The following is a 17,735-nucleotide window of genomic DNA, read 5'->3' on the forward strand; positions in this document are numbered from 1 at the left end:
AACCGTTCGGGCTGTGAAGAAGAGGACATGGCGTTTTACGCTTTGCGACGGGCTCGAACCCAAGACGCGAACAAACTGCCATGTCCCGGAACAGAAAATCTAGCTGCTTGATCGTAAACATACAAGACGCACGTTCTAACACTGCCACACCGGCAGGCGGCCGAGCAGACGCAGCAACCGTTGAAACGCTCGGCTTTTTTTCGGCCGACGGGAGTTCCCATGGCGCCATCCTACATCCTGCTCATCGAGGACAACCCGGACGACCTGTTCCTGGCCAGCCGCATCATCGGCAAGGCCTGCCAGCACGAGATCCTTACCGCGCGCGACGGGGAAGAGGCCGACGAGCTGCTCAAACGCATGGAGCGGGATGAGAGCTACCGCCAGATCAAGTTGGTGCTGCTGGACCTGAAACTCCCCAAGATCAGCGGGCTCGACCTGCTGCGCGGCATCCGCGGCAGTGACAAGCTGCAGCGTCTCGCGGTAGCCATACTGACCTCGTCGGACAACGAGACCGACCAGGAGCAGTGCCGGGATCTGGGCGTGGTCGATTACATCTACAAGCCCATGACGGTGGACCGGCTCAAGGGGATCCTGTCCCGCAGCGAGGGGGCTCAATGAAAGACGAGGATCGGGAGGGCGCAGCCGTCAGCATGCTCTACGTCGAGGACGAGGCCGACGCGCGCCAGATGGTCACCCGGATGCTGGCCATGAACTACCCGAACCTCACCGTTTACTGCGCCGACAACGGTTTGCAGGCATTGGAACTGTACCGGCAGCACACCCCGGAGATCGTGATGACCGACATCAACATGCCGGTCATGGACGGCATCCGGATGTCCCGCGAGATCAAGGCGATCAACCCCGAAGTCCGCATCATCGCCGTCACCGCCCACAGCGACACCTCCTACCTCCTGAGCGCCATCGAAATCGGCGTGCACCACTACGTCCTCAAACCGCTCAACTACCAGGAACTCTTCACCGTGCTCGACAAGGTCCTGGAGCAGATCGAGCTGAAGCGGCTGGTGAGCGAGCAGCACCGGCGCCTGGCGCAAAGCGAACGGCAGCTGGCGGTCGGCCAGCGCATCGCCCACCTGGGGAGCTGGCAGCGCAACCTCGATAGCGAGAGCATGGACTGGTCCGACGAGATGTACCGCATCTGCGGCGTCGAGCCGGGCGCCGTCCCTGCTTCCTACCGGTCCTTCCTGGAGCGCTTTCACCCGGACGATCGGGCCGGGGTGGCCGACTCGATGCAGAGCGCGCTGGATCCGCATCATCAGCCGGAACACAGCTTCGTTCGGGTGGTGCGGCCGGACGGGGCGGTACGCATCGTGCGGCTCGACGTGGAGGGGGTCAGGGAGGGGGAGAGCGTGGCCGGCGTGATCGGCACCTGCCACGACGTGACCGAGCTGAAGCACGCCGAGGAACAGGTCCGCTCGCTCACCGAGGAACTGGAACGGCGCGTCCTGCAGCGGACCTCCCTGCTGCAGGCCACGGTGAGCGAACTGGAAAACTTCAGCTACTTCGTCTCCCACGACCTCAGGGCGCCGGTGGCGCGCCTGGAAGGGTTCTGCACCGCGCTCTTGGAGGACTGCAGCGCCTGCGGCCATGCCAACTGCCGACAGTACGCCGAGCGGAGCTCCAACGTGGTGCAGCAGATCAAGCAGATCATGGACGCCTTCAACAGCCTGACCCACCTGGCGCGCTGCGCCCTGGACATACGCGACACCGATCTGAGCCAGCTGGCGCGCGACATCGCCCGGGAACTGGCCGCCGGCGCGCCCGGCCGCAGGGTGGAGTTCGTCATAGCCGGCGGGGCCCGCGCCAAGGGGGACCCGGAGCTATTGGGCAAGGCACTGCGGCACCTGCTGGAGAACGCATGGAAGTTCACCTCCAGGACCGAGCGGGCACGCATCGAATTCGGCTGGAGCGACAGGGAGGGGGGGCGGACCTATTTCGTGCGCGACAACGGTGTGGGCTTCAACATGAAGTACGCCCAGAAGTTGTTCAAGCCCTTCCAGACCATACACGCACCCGAAGAGTTCGGCTGGACCGGGACCGGGATCGGGCTGGCCACCGCCCACAGCATCGTGCTCAGGCATGGTGGACGCTTGTGGGCGGAGGGGGAGGTAGGGGAGGGGGCCAGCTTCTACTTCACCCTGGAACCCAATCCCGAGTCGGGCAGCTATCTCAAGGAGACCTGACGGCTTGCGAGGCTTCATGACACGAAAACCGGGGGCAATACAGGCTGCGGACAAGGAAGACGCCATGGCGCATCTGGCCGCCATCGTGGATTCGTCCAACGATGCCATCCTCAGCAAGGCCCCCGACGGCACCATCACCAGTTGGAACCAGGCGGCGCAGAACCTGTACGGCTACCATGCCGAGGAGGCCGTCGGCCAGAACATCACCATGCTGGTCCCCCCGGACCGCCTGGAGGAACTGGACCAGATCACCCGCAAAGTCTTGAGCGGGGAGAAAATCAGAAACCTGGAGACGGTGCGCCTGGCCAAGGGGGGGCGCGAGGTCCACGTCTCCCTCACCCTTTCCCCCATCTTCGATGCCAACGGAGTCCTCACCGGCATATCCATCATCGCGCGGGAAAATGCGGAGCGCATCCAGAAGGAGAGGCTGCTGCGGGAGAGCGAGCGCTACTACCGCTCCCTGGTGGAGATGGCCCCGGACGCGGTGCTGGTACACCGCGATGGCGCCTTCCTCTACGCCAACTGCGCGGCCCTGGGGGCCTACGGCGCGCGCACCCTCTCCGAACTGCAGCAACACGGCGTGCTGGACCTGGTGCACCCGGCGGACCGCCAGGCGATGCGCGAGGGGATCGAGACGGTAATGGGGGGAGAGGAGCCGTCGACGCTCGAATACAGGCTGCTGCGCCTGGACGGCGGCGAGCGGTGCATGGAAGGGTCGTCGACCCGCATCGACTACCAGGGCGTGCACGCCATCCAGATGATCGCCCGCGACATTTCCGAACGCCGGACCGCAGAGGAGGAACGGGAGAGCATGCTGAGGCAACTGGCCTTCCAGCAGGAGCGTTTCGAGGCGATCGTCGAACAGCTTCCGGTAGGTGTGGTCATCGCCGAGGCACCTTCGGGCAAGGTGGTGTACCAAAACGGGTTGACCCGGACCATCTTCCGCGAGGACGTGGAAGACCTGGCCGGCACGGACGAGTTCGACCGCTGGAAGATGTTCACCCCTGACGGGAAGCCGGTGCCCATCGAGCGTTACCCGCTGATCCGCGCCATCCGCCAGGGCGAGACGGTATTCGCCGAGGACTACCAGATCCTGCGCGGCGACGGCACCCGTGGCTTCATCAGCGTCAACGCCACCCCCCTGCGTGACATCTCCGGCGCCATCATCTCCGGCCTCATCGCCTTCAACGACATTACCGAAAGCAGGACCGCCGCCAAGGCCCTGCTGGAAAGCGAGGAGCGGCTGAAACTCGCCCTGGATGCGGCGCAGATGGGCTCCTGCGACATGGACACCTCCAGCGGAGTCGGCATCTGGTCGCAGCGCCACTTTCTCGTCCTGGGATACGCCGCGCCGCAGGAGCCAAGCGGGCCGGCGACGCTCTCCATGTGGCAGGACCGGATCCACCCCGACGACAGGAAACGGGTCCTGGCGGAACTGGACCGGGCCAGCAGGGAACACGCGCTGTTCAGTTCCGAGCACCGCGTATTCCGGGCCGACGACGGGGCGCTGCTGTGGGTCAACGTGCTGGGGCGGTTCTGGTGCGAGGAGGCGTCCTGCCGCTTCATCGGCGTCATTTTCGACGTCACCGGGCGCAAGGCGATCGAGGAGGAACTGCGCAGGTCGGTACAGCGTTTCCGCGACCTGGCCGACTCGATGCCGCAGATCGTCTGGACCGCCAACCCCGACGGCAACCTGGACTACCTCAACGCCCACTTCGAGAACTACACCGGCGTGCGGCGCTGCATCCTGATCCAGACCAAGGGCGCCCCCGGCAGCCTGATCAACGACTGCATCCATCCCGAGGACCGGGAACCGACCGCGCACGCGTGGAGCCACGCCGTCGCCACCGGCGAGATCTACCAGATCGAGCAGCGCATCAAGCACCGCGACGACGGTTACCGCTGGCACCTGACCCGCGCGGTCCCGCAACTGGACGAGGAGGGGAGGGTGGTCAAGTGGTACGGCACGGCCACCGACATCAACGACCTGCGCGAGATGCAGGAAAAGCTGCGCGCCAGTGAAACCAGGTTCCGCTGGCTGTACGAGTCCAGCCTGATCGCGATCTTCTTCTGGAACCGGGACGGGGTCATCACCGACGCCAACGAGGCCTACTGCGAACTGGTCGGCTACAGCGGCGAGGAGTGCCGCGGTGGGACCCTGAGCCTGGCCGAGGTCACCCCTCCCGAGGAGTACGCAAAAGACCGTGCCGCCATGGACGAGACCATCACCCGCGGCATCAGCAGGACCTACCAGAAGGTTTTCATCAGGCGCAACAGTAAGGAACCGGTAGCCGCGCTCACCGCGATGGCCCGGATGGCCGACACCACCGCCGAGGGGATCGGATTCGCGGTGGACCTGACCGACCTGAAGCGTGCCGAGCAGGCGCTCAAGGAGAGCGAAGCGAGGCTGAAGCTCGCCATCGAGGCCACGGGCCTGGGCATCTTCGACGTCAACCTGCAGACCGGCAAAGGAGACTGGTCCCCCATCGCCAAGGAACATTACGGGCTCAACCCCGACCTCGACCTCGACCTCGATTCGGTGCTGGGCATGGTGCACCCCGAGGACCGCGAGCGGCTGGAACAGATCGTAACGGACGCCCGCAGCACCACCGGCGCCGGGCTGTACCGCGCCGACTACCGCGCCATCCCCCCCGACGGCAAACTGCGCTGGCTCAGCATGCGGGCGCGGGTATCCTACGACGCGTACGGCGCCCCGCTCAGGCTCGTCGGGGCCTGCCTCAACATCACCGACAGCGTGCTGGCGCAGGACGCACTCAGGGAGGAGATGACCGAGCGGATCCGTGCCGTGGAAGAACTGCGCCGCCAGGAACAGCTCTTGATCCGGCAGGGACGGCTGGCGGCCATGGGCGAGATGATCGGCAACATCGCCCACCAGTGGCGCCAGCCGCTGAACACGCTGGGGCTCATCGTCCAGGAACTGCCCAGCTTTTACGAGCAGGGGCTGTTCAGCAAGGAGTACCTGGAAAACAGCGTCTCCCGGGCCATGCAGGTCATCAATTACATGTCGCAGACCATCGACGGGTTCCGCAACTTCTTCGGCCCCGAAAAGGAGAAGCAGAAGTTCCTGCCGGCCGCCGTCCTGGAACAGACCCTGGCCATTCTCCAGGCCGCCTTCGCCGCGGCCAGGATCACCTTCGACGTAGCGGCGGACCCCGAGGTAGAGATCTTCGGGTCGCCCAACGAGTACTCGCAGGTACTGGTCAACATCCTGATGAACGCCAAGGACGCGCTGCTGGAACGCAAGATCCCCGAACCCAGGATCGAGGTACGGCTGCGCCGGCACCACGGCAAGGCCGTGCTCTGCATCGAGGACAACGCGGGCGGCATCCCCGCCGACATCATCGACAAGGTGTTCGACCCTTATTTCACCACCAAGGGGCCCGACAAGGGGACCGGCATCGGTCTGTTCATGTCCAAGACCATCGTCGAAAAGAACATGAAGGGGACCCTGACCGTCACCAACACGGAACAGGGCGCCCGCTTCTGCATTGAGGTGTGACCGATGGAACAGCCCCGCCAGCGTTTCAACGATGTCTCCCTGCTCCTGGTCGAGGACGAGATCGAGTCGCGGGAGATGCTCGCCAGGATGCTCTCCCTCAACTACCCCGGGATCAGGATCTACTCGGCCGACGACGGCAGGGCGGGCCTGGAGCTGTACCGCCAGTACCAGCCGGACCTGGTGGTGACCGACATCAACATGCCGCAGATGAACGGCATCGCCATGGCACGCGAGATCAGGCAGCTCAATCCCGACGCCACCATCGTTGCCGTCACCGCCCACAGCGAGACCGCCTACCTCATGAACGCCATCGAAATCGGCATGGACCACTACATCCTGAAGCCGGTCAACTATCCGGAACTGTTCCGGGTGCTGGACCGGGTCGGGGAGAAGATCACCCTGCGACGGCTGGTGGCCCAGCAGGTGGCGGCGCTGCGCGCCTCGGAGCGGCGCTTCTCCGCCATATTCCAGGCCACCCCCGACCTGTTGAGCATCGCCGGCCTGACTGACGGCCGGCTGGTGGAGGTGAACGAGGCCTTCCTCAGGGTGCTGGGTTTCGACCGGGACGAGGTGATCGGGCGCAGCAGCGAGGAACTGGGGCTGTGGCTCGAACCGGCCCAGTCCGAGGCGCTGCTGCTCGAGCTGTCGGAAAAGGGTTCGGTGCGCGACCTCGAGGTGCGCATCAGGGCCAAGTCGGGGCAGGAACTGGAGGGGCTGGTGTCGGCCGACTGCATCGAGATGGACGGCACTCCCTTCCTGCTCACCCTGTTCAAGGACATCAGCGAGCGCAAGCGGCTGGAACAGGTGATCAAGCACCAGGCGCAGCACGATCCGCTGACCGACCTCCCCAACCGCAAGCTCTTCCTGGACTTCCTGGCGCTGGAGCTGGCCCAGGCACGCCGCAACCGCAAGAACCTGGCGGTGCTCTTCCTGGACCTGGACCACTTCAAGCAGATCAACGACACCCTGGGGCACGCGGCGGGCGACCTGCTGCTGCAGTCGGTGGCGCAGAGGCTGAAGGGGTGCGTGCGCGAGTCCGACACGGTGGCCCGCATCGGCGGCGACGAGTTCAACGTGCTCATGCCCGACCTGGCGCAGACCGACGACGTCGGCACCGTGGTCAACAAGATCATGGGTGTGTTCCAGATGCCGTTCCGGCTGGAGGGGGTCGAGGTGAAGGTGGGGACGAGCGTCGGCATCAGCATGTTCCCGGCTGACGGCGACAGCAGCGAGGAACTGCTGCAAAAGGCCGACGGCGCCATGTACGCGGCGAAACAGCACCGCAACAGCAGCTACCAGTTCTACAACAGCGAGATCAACGAGCGGACCATGAACCGGCAGAACCTGGAGCGGCAGCTGCGCCAGGCGGTCGCCAGGGGGGAGTTGGAACTGCTCTACCAGCCGCTCATGAGCCTGGGCAGCGGCCGCATCATCGCCGCCGAAGCCCTGTTGCGCTGGCACCATCCGGACCGGGGGCTGCTGCTTCCGGACCAGTTCATCACCGTGGCCGAGGATAGCGGCGTCATCGTCCCCATCGGCGAGTGGGTCATCCACCATGCCCTGGCGCAGGTGAAGCAGTGGCAGCAAAAGGGATTCGACCTCTCCCTGGCCGTGAACCTCTCCAACCGGGAGTTCCACCAACCCCATTTTCTCGAGCAGACCCTGGCCGCCCTCTCGGAAACCGGCATCGGCGCGGGGACGCTGCAGATGGACATCCCGGAGCGGGCCATCATGGACAACGGCCTCTCCTCGCGGCAGAACATGCTGCGCCTCACCGAGGCGGGGGTGGCCTTCTCGGTGGACGACTTCGGCGTCGGGTCCTCGTCCCTGCAGCGCATTAGGCAGCTTCCCATCGCCAAGCTGAAGATCGACCGCAGTTTCATCAGGAACCTGGACAACCCGGACAACCTGGACGTGGTGACCGCGATGATCTGCATGTCGCACAGCCTGAAGCTCAAGGTGAACGCCGTGGGGGTGGAGCGGCCGGAACAGTTGGAGCTGATGCAGAACTACGGCTGCGACGAGGTGCAGGGGGACCTGATCGGCCGGCCGCTGCCGGCGGCGCAGTTCGAGGGGATGCTGGCCCGGTCGGCGCTCCGGGGAGCAGTCCCGCTGTAGCGACTAGCGGCCGAAGGCCTTCAGGAAACCGGGCAGCAGCAGGGGATTGTCGCACCTGATCGCGCCGCCCAGGAAATCCATCAGGCCGGGGCGGTAAGCGTCGTACCAGATCTTTGTGAACATTGCGGCGCTGGTGCTGCACTCGCAGTCGACCGGCTCCGGCGTCGCTCCCCTGACCACGCGATACCCGTCGGGACCTACCGCGATGGTGACGGTATCCTGTTCCAGGTGAAACCGAAAGACGGTGACCTTGTCGAAGACTCCCTTGCAGAATGCAGCTTCCATTTCCGATATCATCGGTTCAATCACAGCTAACTCCTTGCGTGACGGCAAAATTTTCCGTTGATCATGTCAAGAGCGATCAATCCGGTTGGATGTGGCAGGTCGGGGAACCGATTCTTTCTCGCAGCAGGCGTGGCAAATCGGTCATCGTGATGATATTGGTCGATCCGCAGCGTGTCAAACTATTCCTGTACCAGCAGTTTCATCTTTCTTCGAATTTCCTGCTTCATGCTGTGCCAGTCTTTTTTGCCAATGTGTCTGCGTCACTCTTGTATTATCCGAGCCATGCACTATCTTTTAAGTACAGGGATGGTCTTTCTTCTGTATTAATTGGAGCTTATCGTGGAAAAGGTGCCTTTTAGATCCATACCTGACCTGCTACGGCACCAGGCAGCCCGGCTGGACACAAAGCTGGCGGTGAAGTACAGAAAGCAGGGTAGCTGGGTCACCCTGAGCTACTCCCAGTTCTTCAATCGCGCCCTCATGGTGGCGCGCGGCCTGCGCAAGCTCGGCATCAAGCCGGGCGACAAGGTGGCCATCCTCTCGGAAAACCGTGTCGGCTGGACCATAGCGGACATGGGGATCCTCTGCGCCGGCGCAGTGACGGTCCCGGTCTACGCCACCAATACCCCCGACCAGGTGGAATACACCCTCAACCACAGCGACGCGCGCATCGTCTTCATCTCCGGCAAATGGCAGTACCGAAAGCTGCTGAAGATCAAGGACGCCATTCCCATGGTGCAGCTGGCGGTCTCCTTCGAGCGCTTCCTGGGAGAGCCGTCGCTGCCGCTCACCACGTTCTACCAGCTCTCCGAGATAGACGACCCGATCACCGACCAGGAACGGGAGGAACTGTTCGGGGTCATCGACGCCATCGGGCCCGAATCGCTGATGACCATCATCTACACCTCCGGGACCACCGGCGTTCCCAAGGGGGTGATGCTCTCGCACCGGAACCTGCTCTTCGACGCCTTCGCCACCATCGAGAAGGCGGCGGTGGGGGAGGGTGAGGTCTTCCTGAGTTTCCTGCCGCTAAGCCACGTCCTGGAGCGCTGCACCGGCTATTACCTCCCCATCGCCAGCGGAGGGATGATCGCCTTCGCCGACAGCATCGAGAAGATAGCGGAAAACATGCTGGAGATCCAGCCCACCATCATGGTCAGCGTGCCCAGGCTGTTCGAGAAAATCCATTCACGCATCTACGAGCATGTGCACCAGCTTTCCCTGTTCAAGAGAAAGCTGTTCCGCACCGTGCTCGCCGTCGGACGCAGGTACGTCTACGCGCGGTACATCGACAAGAAGGTGCCGCTGTGGCTCGCGCTGCAGCACGCCGTGGCGGACCGCCTGGTGTTCAGCAAGCTGCGGCAGCGCTTCGGCAACAACCTCAAGTTCTGCTCCAGCGGCGGCGCACCGCTGGACCGCGAGATCAACGAGTTCTTCTGGAGCATCGGGGTTCCCATCCTGGAAGGGTACGGGCTCACCGAAACCAGTCCCGTCCTTTGCAACAACACCTTCGAGCAGCTGCGCTTCGGCACCGTGGGGACGCCGCTGGCGGAGACCGAGTTCCGCGTGGCGCAGGACGGCGAACTGTTGGCGCGCGGCCCCCAGGTCATGCTCGGCTACTACAAGGACGAGGAGAGCTCCCGGGAGGCCTTCAGCGACGGCTGGCTGAAGACCGGCGACATCGGACGCATCGAGGGGGGCTTCGTGGTGATCACGGACCGCAAGAAGGACCTGATCGTCACCGCCGGCGGCAAGAACATCGCGCCGCAGCCCATCGAGAACCTCCTGAAGAGGGACAAGTACATCTCCCAGGCCTACGTCTACGGCGACAAGAGGCCCTACCTCACCGCGCTGCTCGTGCCGACCCTGGAGAAGCTCCTGGAGTTCGCCCAGGAGAAGAAGATCGTATATACCGATCTCGAGGAGTTGGTGGTGCACGAGCCGGTGCTCGAGCTGTACCGGCAGCGGGTCGAGGCGGTCAACGCGGAGTTGGCGCACTACGAGACCATCAAGCAGTTCGCGCTGCTGCCGCGCGATTTCACCATCGAGGCGGGAGAGCTCACCCCGACCCTGAAAGTGAAAAGACGGGTGATTTCTGAGCGTTATAAAGATAAGATAGAGCGGATGTATACCGTCGCGGAGAACTGAGGCCGCGTCCGGAGCCGGAGGATGTGATGAGACAGATGAAGAGGGTTGCAGTTTTGGGGGCCGGGGTCATGGGGGCGGCCATCGCCGCGCACCTCGCCAACGCGGGGATAGAGGTCCTGCTGCTGGACATGGTGCCGGAACAGGCCAAAGGGGCGCCCGCGGAGGACAAGGCGCAGCGCAACCAGATCGCCGACCGGGCGCTGGCGGCCCTAGCCAAAAGCAGGCCCGCCGCCTTCTACGCCCCCGAATACGCGGCCTGGATCGAGACCGGCAACTTCGACGACGACAGCCACCGGCTCACGGAGTGCGACTGGGTCATCGAGGTGGTGCTGGAAAACCTCGAGGTAAAGCAGCGCCTGTTCCGGGACAAGGTGGTCCCGAACCTGAAGCAAGACGCCATTCTCTCCAGCAACACCAGCGGCCTGTCGGTGAACGAACTGGCGCAGGCGCTCCCGGCGGAGTTGAGGCGCCGCTTCATGGTGACCCACTTCTTCAACCCGCCGCGCTACATGCGGCTCATGGAGATGGTCCCCTGCAGCGACACCGATCCCCACCTGCTGCGCAGCATGGCCTCCTTCATGGACAAGCGGCTGGGCAAGGGGGTGGTCTTCGCCAAGGACACCCCCAACTTCATCGCCAACCGCATCGGCACCTATGCCGGCGCCGCCACCTGGCGCCACATGGTGGAGATGGGGCTCTCCGTCGAGGAGGTCGACGCCGTCACCGGACAGGCCATGGCGCGCCCCAAGACCGGCACCTTCGCCCTGTGGGACCTGGTGGGGATCGACACGGTGGTGCGGGTCATGGACAACAGCTACGAGCTCCTCACCGGCGACGACGAACGGGAACTGTTCCGGGTGCCGGAAAGCACGCGCCGCATGGTCGCCGAGGGGCTGACCGGGAAGAAAGGGAAGGGGGGCTTCTTCAAGCGGGAGACGGTGGACGGCAACAGCGTCAAGCTCTGCTACGACCCGGAGAGCGGCGCCTACCGCGAGTGTGTCTCGCCGAAGTTCGCCTCGGTGGGGGCGGCCAGGCAGATCGACGACCCGGGCGCCCGGGTCAAGGCGCTGCTGCAAGGTAGTGACAAGGCGGCGGATTTCGCCTGGCGGACGCTGCGCGACACCCTGATCTACACCGCCAAACGGATGCCGGAAATCGCGGACGACGTGGTCAACGTGGACAACGCCATGAAGTGGGGCTACAACTGGGACCTCGGCCCCTTCGAGCTGCTGGACGCCCTGGGCGTCGCCTCCTTCGTGGCCCGCGCCGACCGTGACGGCGTCGCGCTACCGCAGTGGCTGCGCGAGGTGGAGAGCTTTTACCGGGTGGAGCAGGGGAAACGCTTCTTCTACAGCATCGTGGACAAGAAGTACCGGGAGGTGCCGCTCAACCGCGGCCAGGTATCGCTCACCCTGCTCAGAAGCGCCGCAGGTGTCGTGGAACGTAACGCCGCCGCCTCGCTCATCGACATCGGCGACGGCATCTTCTGCCTCGAGTTCCATTCCAAGATGAACACGATGGGCGGCGACACGCTGGCCATGATCCAGAAGGGGCTGCGCCGCAGCGAGGCCGACGGCCTGGGCATGGTGATCGCCAACGAGGGGAGCCTCTTCTCGGCCGGGGCCAACCTGATGCTGATCGCCATGGCCTGCGCCGAAGGCGCCTGGGACGACCTGAACCTCACCGTGAAATCGTTCCAGCGCGCCATGATGGCCATCAAGTACTCCGGGATCCCGGTGGTCGCCGCCCCTCACAGCCTGGTGATGGGAGGCGGGTGCGAGACCTGCCTGCATGCCGACGCCATCAACGCCCACGCCGAGACCTACATGGGGCTGGTGGAGATCGGGGTGGGGCTGATCCCGGCCGGCGGCGGCACCAAGGAGATGGCGCTCAGGGCCGTCCGGCTCGCCGAGGCCAACGGCGCCGACGTCACGCCGTTTCTGCTGAAGAACTACCAGAACATCGCCATGGCCAAGGTGAGCAGTTCCGCCACAGAACTGATGGCGATGGGGCTCATGCGCCCGGGCGACGGCATCACCCTGGCCCTGGACCGCCGCATCTTCGACGCCAAGCTGAAGGCCATCTCCCTCGCGGCCAACTACCGCCCGGGCAAGCCCGAGGCAGCGGTCAAGGCGCCCGGCCGCGGCATCGCCGCCAGCATCAAGACCCAGCTCTGGAACCTGGAGCAGGGGGGCTTCATCTCCGCGTATGACCACTACCTCGCCTCCGGCATCGCCGACGTCATCACCGGCGGCGACGTCCCGGCCGGGACCATCGTCAGCGAGGAGTACCTGCTGGACCTGGAACGGGAAACCTTCCTGAAGTTCTGCGGCCAGAAGAAGACCCAGGAGCGCATCCAGCACATGCTGAAGAAGGGGAAGCCACTGCGGAATTGAGTTACCCATCCCCCTCTCCCTCCGGGAGAGGGCTGGGGTGAGGGCGCTGCAATAGGCAACGATCCCGCTTCGTGGCTCCTCCCTCACCCGCCCTTCGGGCACCCTCTCCCGGGGGGAGAGGGGATTATCTGATGGCGGGCAGGGCCCGCACCACAAGCTCCCTCCCCAGGAGGGGGAGGGCCGGGGAGGGGGAAGGAAGCTCGACCCAGTTCAACCGAAGTCAGCAAAGGAGCAACGCCATGCGAGCAGCATATATCGTGGAAGCCGTACGGACGCCGGCCACCAAGGCCTACAAGGGGAAGCTGAGGGACGTCCGTCCCGACGACCTGGCCGCCATCGCCATCAAGGGGCTCGTCGAACGCACCGCCCTGGACCCGGCGCTGGTCGAGGATGTCATCATCGGCTGCGCCTTCCCGGAAGGGGAGCAGGGGATGAACGTGGCGCGCATCGCCGCGTTCAAGGCCGGCATCCCGTACCAGGTCCCCTGCATGACCGTGAACCGCTTCTGCTCGTCGGGGCTGCAGACCATCGCTTCGGCGGCGGACCGCATCATGGCGGGAAACGCAGACTGCATCATCGCCGGGGGGACCGAGAGCATGTCCATGATCCCCATGGGGGGCAACAAGTACAGCGCCAACCCGGGGCTGGTCGGCTCATGGCCCGAGACCTACGCCTCCATGGGCATCACCGCCGAGCGGCTGGTAGAGAAGTACGGCATTTCCCGCGCGGACCAGGACGCTTTCGCCATGGCGAGCCACCAGAAGGCGGCGCGCGCCCTGGCGCAGGGGACCTTCGTGGAGGAAACCATTGCGGTGCCGGCCCGGCACTGCGCGCTGCACAAGGGGAAGATGCAGTGCGTCGAGGAACTGGTCGACGCCGACGACGGGGTGAGGGGCGACACCACCATGGAGGCACTGGCGAAACTCAAGCCCGCCTTCAAGGCGGACGGCACCGTTACCGCCGGCAATTCGTCCCAGATGACCGACGGCGCTGCCGCCGCGCTGGTGGTCTCCGAGGAATTCCTGAAACGGACCGGCATGAAGCCTTTGGCCCGCTTTGTCTCCTTCGCGGTGCGAGGCGTCCCTCCCGAGATCATGGGGATCGGTCCGGTGGAGGCCATCCCCGCGGCGCTGAAGATGGCGGGAATGAGCCAGGACCAGATCGAACTGATCGAGTTCAACGAGGCCTTCGCCGTGCAGACGCTCGCCTGCCTCGGGGAACTGGGACTCGATCCGGCGCGGGTCAACGTCAACGGCGGCGCCATCGCGCTGGGGCATCCGCTGGGGTGCACCGGCACCAAGCTCACCGCCAGCCTGTTGCACGAGATGCGGCGCCGCGGCACGCGTTACGGCATGGTCACCATGTGCATCGGCGGCGGCATGGGCGCGGCGGGTATTTTCGAGTTGAGCTGAGCCGGGCCGACCGGGGTTCCACTTACAACTAACGAGGTGTGTCATGGCAGCAAGGGTATTCAAAGGAGCGGAGTTCCTGATCACGGAGGCCGGCAAGGACGAGGTGTTCGTCCCGGAGGATTTCAGCGACGAGCAGCGCCAGATCGGCGCCACCACCGAGCAGTTCGTGGCCAACGAGGTGATCCCGGCCCGCGAAGAGATCGAGCATCAGAACTTCGACAAGGTGGTGCAACTGCTTAGGCGCTGCGGCGAACTGGGGCTTTTGATGATCGACGTCCCCGAGGAGTACGGCGGACTGGAGCTGGACAAGGCGACCAGCATGCTGGCGGCGGAGAAGATTTCCGGCTCGGGCTCCTTCTCGGTCGCCTACGCCGCCCACAGCGGCATCGGCACCTTGCCCCTGGTCTACTACGGCACCGAGGAGCAGAAGGCCCGCTACCTTGAGAAACTTACCAGCGGCGAATGGGTCGCCGCCTACTGCCTCACCGAACCGGACTCCGGCAGCGACGCCCTGGGGGCCAAGGCGAGCGCCACGCTCTCCGCTGACGGCAGCCACTATATCCTCAACGGCACCAAGCAGTTCACCACCAACGGCTCCATCGCCGACCTCTACACCGTCTTCGCCAAGGTGGACCGGGAGCACTTCACCGCGTTCCTCGTGGAGCGGACCATGGCCGGGGTGAGCGTCGGGCCGGAGGAGAAGAAGCTGGGCATCAAGGGGTCCTCGACCACCCAGGTCATCCTGGACAACGTCCAGGTCCCGGTCGGAAATGTCCTGGGAGAGATCGGCAAGGGGCACAAGATCGCCTTCAACGTGCTCAACATCGGCCGCTTCAAGCTCGGCGCCGCGGTCACCGGTTCCGCAAAGTTCGCCCTCGCCGACGGGGTGAAGTACGCGGTGCTGAGAAAGCAGTTCGGCCGTCCCATCGCCTCCTTCGGCGCGATCCAGGAAAAACTCGCCGACATGGCCGCCGAGATCTTCGCGTCGGAATCGCTCGTGTACCGCCTGGCCGGCCTGATCGACGACCGGCTCGCCACCATCCCCAAGGAGACGCCCAACTACTACGATGCCTACCAGAAGGGGATCGAGGAATACGCCATGGAGTGCGCCATCGCCAAGGTGTTCTGCTCCGAGATGCTGGCCTTCGTGGCCGACCAGGTGGTCCAGGTGCACGGCGGCTACGGCTTCATCCAGGAGTACCCCGCCGAGCGCTACTACCGCGACGAGCGCATCAACCGCATCTTCGAGGGGACCAACGAGATCAACCGGCTGCTGATCCCGGGGACCCTGCTCACGCGGGCGCTGAAGGGCGAGATCCCGCTGCAGCGCGAGGCGATGAAGGCGCTCGACGCCCTCACCACGCCATCCTTCGACGAGCCCGACGACAGCGTCCCCTTCGCCGCGGAGAAGGCCCTGCTGGCCGGACTCAAACAACTGTTCCTGGTGGTGGCCGGTTCCGCGGCACAGAAGTACCAGACGGCCATCAAGGACGAGCAGGAGGTGCTCCTGGCGCTGGCCGACGTCGTCATCAACATCTTCGCCATGGAAAGCGCGGTGCTGCGCGCGGACAAGATCCTGCCGCGCCTGAGCGATGCGAAGGGGCGCGCGGTGACCGCGGCGGTGCGCAGCTTCTGCTTCGGCGCCAACGAGAAGATCGCCAGCGCGGCCCGCAAGGCCGCCTTCTACAGCGAGGAGGGGGATACCCTGGCCGTTTTATTGGGCGCGGTCCGGCGGTTCACCCGCTACCAACCCGCGGGTCTGCTCCAGGACAAGCGGGTCCTGGCCCAGACGGTCATAGAAGCCGAGAAATACCCCTTCTGACAGACATGCTGCGGACACTGGCCCGGGCCGGCTCTGAGTGAAACTTCAGCAGAGCCGGCCCGTTGTTTTTCCAAGACCCAGCCTGCAGCTTCCAAACAGAGAAAGGGTATGTCAGAAGGTGCAGCTGAGAGTAAAAATGTTTATTTTAAGAGTGGTGCAACGCAAGGAGTTGTGGCAATATTTGTTTTTAAGAGAGTTTTAAGCGGGCTGAGTCAGTAGCAGCGGGAGGAGCACATGGACGCGCCTAACAGCAAGGGCGAGCGCAAGGGGGGCGCCCGGAAGGGCGCCGGCAGCGGCGCACAGGTCGCGGCGCGGCGCGACGGCTCGCAGCAACCTGATCGCGAGCCGGCCGACGACTGTGAAAGCAGGCTCGCCGAGGCCCAGCGGGAGCTGACCCGGCACAAGGCCACGGCGGAGAACCTGGGCAAGGAGTTGGAAACCTTCAGCTACGCCGTCTCCCACGACCTGCGCGCCCCGCTGCGGCACCTGATCGGCTTCAGCAACGCCCTGCTCGAAGACTACGGCGACAGCCTGGAGCCGACCGCGCACAGCTACCTCGACTGTATCGTCCGGGCGGGACGCAAGATGGAGGGGTTGGTGGACGCGCTGCTGGCGCTGTCGCGCATCGGGCGCCAGGACATGACCCCGCTGAACCTCGACCTGAGCCAGATGGCCAACAGCTACGCCGCCTGCGCCAAGGAGGGGGATCCGTGCAGAAAGGTGACCTTCAAGGTCCCGGATCGGCTCCCCGCGCACGGAGACGCGGTGCTGCTGCGCACCGCCCTGGAGCAGCTTCTGGAAAACGCATGGAAATTCACGGCCAAGAACGAGTCCGCCACCATCGAGGTCGGCAGCAGGCAGGACGGGGATGAGGTGGTTTATTTCGTGCGGGACGACGGGGCCGGCTTCGACATGCGCTTTGCCGACCGGCTCTTCGGCCCGTTCCAGCGCATGCACCGGGAAGAGGAATTCCCGGGGCTCGGGATCGGGCTCGCCATCGTGCAGCGCATCATCAACCGGCATGGCGGCAGGATCTGGGCGGAGGCGGAGGTAAACGGGGGGGCGACCTTCTACTTCACCCTGGGCAGCTGACCGGTGCCGTTGGGCTAGGCCGGGGCAGGGCAGTCCGGATTGAGCGAGCCGAAGTACAGCTTGAAATCGTTCAGCCTCATCAGCATTGCCGCCCGGGTGATGTTCTCCGCCAGCAGGGCGTTGCCGGCAGTGGCGGCGGCCAGCATCTCGCGGTAGTAGTCACGCAGCTGCAGCCGGTGCTTGTCCCTGGAAAAGAGGGCCGACCTGAGCTTGGAGTAGACGCCGGCAAAGCTGTTCAGCATCAGGGGATAGATGCGGTTGCCCGACATCACCGCCATGGCCAGGTGCAGCTCCCAGTCGAAGTTGACCAGGGCCGACGAGCAGTTACGCAGTTTCTCCGCCTTCTTGAGCACCGCCGCCACCCCGGCGGCGTTATTCTCGACGGCCCGGCGGGCATAATCAGGAGCGAACTGGACCCTCAGTTCCAGCAGGTGGGTCGCCAACTCGAAAGGAAAAGGGTCGCTGTTCCTGGTGATGGAGGAGAGGATCTCCAGGTCCCCCTGGGACCAGAAATCCTTGACGATGGTGACGTGGCGCTGCTGCACCGAGATCCATCCCGCGTCCTGCAGCTTCTGCAGCGCCTCGCGTACCGTGGTCCTGCTGACCGCGAAGCGCTCCGCCAGGTCCCGCTCGCTCAGCAGCGGACTTCCCGGCTTGAACTCCCCCTTCAACATCCCGTCCACCAAAGCCTTCTCCACCATCTGGCAGGTTTTCCTCATAGGCGCCTCGCTTATATTCGAC

11 protein-coding genes are annotated in these 17,735 nt (G+C 64.7%); 9 read left to right on the forward strand and 2 right to left on the reverse strand.

The genetic code is table 11. The features are described from left to right. Positions 1 to 219 precede the first annotated feature (219 nt). The 4 genes from H7687_RS05685 to H7687_RS05700 are packed head-to-tail and all read left to right on the forward strand — an operon-like array spanning position 220 to position 7,839. Positions 220 to 618 carry a response regulator gene (locus tag H7687_RS05685; RefSeq protein ID WP_183346098.1) on the forward strand — a complete coding sequence of 133 codons (399 nt, stop codon included), beginning with the start codon at positions 220 to 222 and terminating at the stop codon, positions 616 to 618. Further along, the gene (locus H7687_RS05690; RefSeq protein WP_183346099.1) at positions 615 to 2,201 is read left to right on the forward strand and encodes a sensor histidine kinase; all 1,587 of its coding nucleotides are present in this window, start codon (positions 615 to 617) and stop codon (positions 2,199 to 2,201) included. Before H7687_RS05685 ends, H7687_RS05690 begins: the two co-directional genes overlap by 4 nt. 16 nt (positions 2,202 to 2,217) lie before the next feature. Then, positions 2,218 to 5,721 carry a PAS domain-containing sensor histidine kinase gene (locus H7687_RS05695; protein ID WP_183346100.1) on the forward strand — a complete coding sequence of 1,168 codons (3,504 nt, stop codon included), beginning with the start codon at positions 2,218 to 2,220 and terminating at the stop codon, positions 5,719 to 5,721. A 3-nt stretch (positions 5,722 to 5,724) separates the two neighbouring features. Next, positions 5,725 to 7,839, forward strand: coding sequence for a putative bifunctional diguanylate cyclase/phosphodiesterase (locus H7687_RS05700; protein WP_183346101.1), 2,115 nt, complete (start codon positions 5,725 to 5,727; stop codon positions 7,837 to 7,839). A 3-nt stretch (positions 7,840 to 7,842) separates the two neighbouring features. Here the strand turns inward: H7687_RS05700 and H7687_RS05705 are convergent, their stop codons facing one another. After that, complete coding sequence (locus H7687_RS05705) at positions 7,843 to 8,148, reverse strand: hypothetical protein (RefSeq protein WP_246404647.1); 306 nt, start codon at positions 8,146 to 8,148, stop codon at positions 7,843 to 7,845. 315 nt (positions 8,149 to 8,463) lie between these two features. Between H7687_RS05705 and H7687_RS05710 the strand changes: the two genes are divergently transcribed. The 5 genes from H7687_RS05710 (at position 8,464) to H7687_RS05730 (ending at position 16,994) form a co-directional block, all read left to right on the forward strand. Beyond that, positions 8,464 to 10,272, forward strand: a complete 1,809-nt coding sequence (locus H7687_RS05710; RefSeq protein ID WP_183346102.1) for an AMP-dependent synthetase/ligase — start codon at positions 8,464 to 8,466, stop codon at positions 10,270 to 10,272. Positions 10,273 to 10,298: 26 nt separating this feature from the next. Continuing rightward, complete coding sequence (locus H7687_RS05715; protein ID WP_183346103.1) at positions 10,299 to 12,668, forward strand: 3-hydroxyacyl-CoA dehydrogenase/enoyl-CoA hydratase family protein; 2,370 nt, start codon at positions 10,299 to 10,301, stop codon at positions 12,666 to 12,668. Positions 12,669 to 12,907: 239 nt separating this feature from the next. Beyond that, the gene (locus H7687_RS05720; RefSeq protein ID WP_183346104.1) at positions 12,908 to 14,080 is read left to right on the forward strand and encodes a thiolase family protein; all 1,173 of its coding nucleotides are present in this window, start codon (positions 12,908 to 12,910) and stop codon (positions 14,078 to 14,080) included. 43 nt (positions 14,081 to 14,123) lie between these two features. Continuing rightward, the gene (locus tag H7687_RS05725) at positions 14,124 to 15,902 is read left to right on the forward strand and encodes an acyl-CoA dehydrogenase FadE (RefSeq protein ID WP_183346105.1); all 1,779 of its coding nucleotides are present in this window, start codon (positions 14,124 to 14,126) and stop codon (positions 15,900 to 15,902) included. 234 nt (positions 15,903 to 16,136) lie between these two features. Continuing rightward, the gene (locus tag H7687_RS05730) at positions 16,137 to 16,994 is read left to right on the forward strand and encodes a sensor histidine kinase (RefSeq protein ID WP_183346106.1); all 858 of its coding nucleotides are present in this window, start codon (positions 16,137 to 16,139) and stop codon (positions 16,992 to 16,994) included. Between the two features lie 14 nt (positions 16,995 to 17,008). Here H7687_RS05730 and H7687_RS05735 read toward each other — a convergent pair whose 3' ends face one another. Then, a complete protein-coding gene (locus H7687_RS05735) occupies positions 17,009 to 17,713 on the reverse strand; it encodes a GntR family transcriptional regulator (RefSeq protein WP_183346107.1) in 705 nt (234 codons plus the stop codon). Positions 17,714 to 17,735 lie beyond the last annotated feature (22 nt).

The organism is Geomonas paludis (assembly GCF_014193585.1).
Lineage (GTDB): Bacteria > Desulfobacterota > Desulfuromonadia > Geobacterales > Geobacteraceae > Geomonas > Geomonas paludis.